Here is a 2,248-nt window from a genome sequence, read left to right as displayed (position 1 = left end):
CAGATCCGGGCCTTATGCCGGAACCGGGACGCGACAAGATCCCCGACCGGCCCGCCACGGGCCGGGTTGGGCGCGTCAGGGTCCAGGAAGTGCCCCTCCAACGCCCCCGCAGCGGCCGGGTCAAGGTTGGTGGTCTCATCCACAATCACCCGGGCATGCTGCCACGACAGCGAACCCGCCGTCAGTGCGGACAGGGTCAACGGCAAATCAGTCGTCAGTGTCAGGGATTCGGCCAGCAGGGCACCGGCGGTCCGTTCACCGACCGTCAGGGCGCACGCGACCTCCGCCACGACAGCCATCTCCTGGGCCCGATCAGAGACATCAGGAGCCGCCAGAGCCTGGGCCGCGCCTGCGTAGCCCGCGGCCGCGTGGACGGCGACGGCGGCGACCTGCGCATTGATCCGAGCAGTCAGGGCCAGCGTATCCAGCCAGCCATCAGCCTCCCGGCGCAACGGATCACCATCAGCCCAGCCGGCAGCCCCGGCAGAATCAGCAGACCCTGTGGGCCCGGTAGAATCAGCAGACCCTGTGAGCCCGGCAGAATCAGCAGACCCCGCAAGCCCGGCAGAATCGGCAGACCCTGTGAGCCCGACAGAGTCCGCGGTCCCCGGACACCTAGCGGACCCCGTGAGGCCGCCAGGCCCCGTGAGCCCGGCGGAATCCGCGCCGCGCCTGGCAGCAGCGAGCAGCAACGCGGCGGAAGCACAAACAGCCTCCGCCGCCTCAACCGCTGCCCAGTTTCCCATACCCACATCATCCCGCCGGGCACTGACAAAAACCCCGAAGCTACAGGCCTATGTGGATAACCTGGGCCCGGCGGATGACTGTCACATCCTCAGTATTTACTGGCGCTGTTAGCTGGCGCCCTTCTGCGCCACGAGTTCGATCTCCACAAGCATTTTCGGGTCCAGGAAGGGCAGGACGTGCACCAGCGCGAGGGTGGGACGGATCTCGCCGAAGACCTCGCCGTGCGCCCGGCCTGCCTCTTCCCATTTGCTGATGTCCGTGAGGTACAGCTTGGACTGGACCACGTCCTCGAAGCTGAAGCCGGCATCGGCCAGGACCGTCCCGAGTTTCTGCAGGATGAACCGGGTCTGGGTGTAGAAGTCGTCGCCCACAATGCCGTCCTCACCGCTGGCGGCCGTGGCAGAGATGAAGAGTGTGTTGTCCACCTGGACAGCCCTGGAGTAGCCGAGGGTCTGCTCCCAGACGGAGCCTGTGCCGAAAGTTTTGCGCATGGTGGGCCTTTCAGTGCTGAAAATGAGTCGGCACCACTTTAGGGCGGCTAGACGTCGAGCCGGTAAACCAGCAGCTTTATGTCGGTGCCCGGTACCAGCCAGTCACGTTCCGGGACGCGTGTGAAGCCGATTTTCCGGTACAGGCCATGGGCGCTCTCCCACGTCTTGCCGGTTGTGAGGGCCACGGCCTTAATTCCCGCGAGGGTGCGGGCGTGGTCAATGATGGCTTCCACCATGGCCCTGCCGGCCCCGCTCCGCTGAACCGCGGGGTCCACCACCAGCATCCGGAACTCCAACTCATCCGCGAGGGCGATGTCGGCGTATGGTTCGCCGGCAACTGCCAAGGTCACGGAGCCCACCACGCGCCCCGCCCGCTCGGCTACCCAGATGGTCGCCTTCGCTGCACGCTCAGCGACCTCCTGGACCTGCCGCATGTAGGGGTGGTCCGGGCTGTCGAAATACCCGGCAGCCAAGTACGAGTCCCGGGTAATCCGGGCGATGGAATCGAAGTCGGCCTCAACGGCGGGTCGGATGGTTATCTGCGGCTGCACCCGACAATGCTAGTGGCCGGGCAGGGTCAAAGCGGAAACTTCCCTGAGAGTTCCAGTGTTCCGGCGCAGGTCCAGGCCGCGAGCCTGTCGTCGTCAGTGGGTCCACCATCGAGCGGACTGGTCAGGCGGGGCCGCCGGACCCAGCAGCCGGCTTCTTCGGCGATCAGCGCGCCGGCGGAGAAATCGTGCTCGTTCAGTCCGCGCTCACCGTACGCGTCGTGGGTTCCGTCAGCCACCAGGCAAAGGTCCAGTGCGGCCGAACCGAGCCGCCTGACGTCCGCGAATCCGTCCATCAGGTTCGCCAGCAAAGCGGCCTGTTCCGTACGGACGGCGGGATCGTAGCTGAAGCCGGTGGCCAGGATCTGGCCCGCGCGGCCGGCTACGGGACCTTCCAGCCGGGTCACCCGGCCGCTTTCCTCCAGCCATGCCCCGTGTCCCCGCGCAGCGTAGTAGATGCGG

At 66.5% G+C, this 2,248-nt stretch carries 3 protein-coding genes and 1 pseudogene; all 4 read right to left on the bottom strand.

Annotation, left to right across the window (positions count from 1 at the left end; translation table 11 throughout):
• A pseudogene (locus DBR22_RS24100) lies at positions 1-746 on the bottom strand (DUF222 domain-containing protein); the annotation flags it as partial.
• A gap of 108 nt (positions 747-854) precedes the next feature.
• The gene (locus DBR22_RS08070) at positions 855-1,238 is read right to left on the bottom strand and encodes a RidA family protein (RefSeq protein ID WP_108598589.1); all 384 of its coding nucleotides are present in this window, start codon (positions 1,236-1,238) and stop codon (positions 855-857) included.
• 47 nt (positions 1,239-1,285) lie between these two features.
• Positions 1,286-1,789 (bottom strand): GNAT family N-acetyltransferase, encoded by a 504-nt coding sequence (locus DBR22_RS08065; protein WP_108598588.1) that lies wholly within the window; start codon positions 1,787-1,789, stop codon positions 1,286-1,288.
• A 26-nt stretch (positions 1,790-1,815) separates the two neighbouring features.
• Positions 1,816-2,248, bottom strand: a 433-nt coding sequence (locus DBR22_RS08060) for an inositol monophosphatase family protein (protein ID WP_308810191.1), incomplete at its 5' end; no start/stop codon positions are given.

This window comes from Arthrobacter sp. HMWF013, from assembly GCF_003061105.1.
Classification (GTDB): domain Bacteria; phylum Actinomycetota; class Actinomycetes; order Actinomycetales; family Micrococcaceae; genus Arthrobacter.
The sequence above is the reverse complement of the archived record's forward strand: the minus strand, read 5'-3'. Positions and strand labels throughout refer to the sequence as shown.

Bases quoted from the DNA above. Each gene is read 5' to 3' on its own strand.
- DBR22_RS08070 (WP_108598589.1), bottom strand. From the start codon at position 1,238: ATGCGCAAAACTTTCGGCACAGGCTCCGTCTGGGAGCAGACCCTCGGC.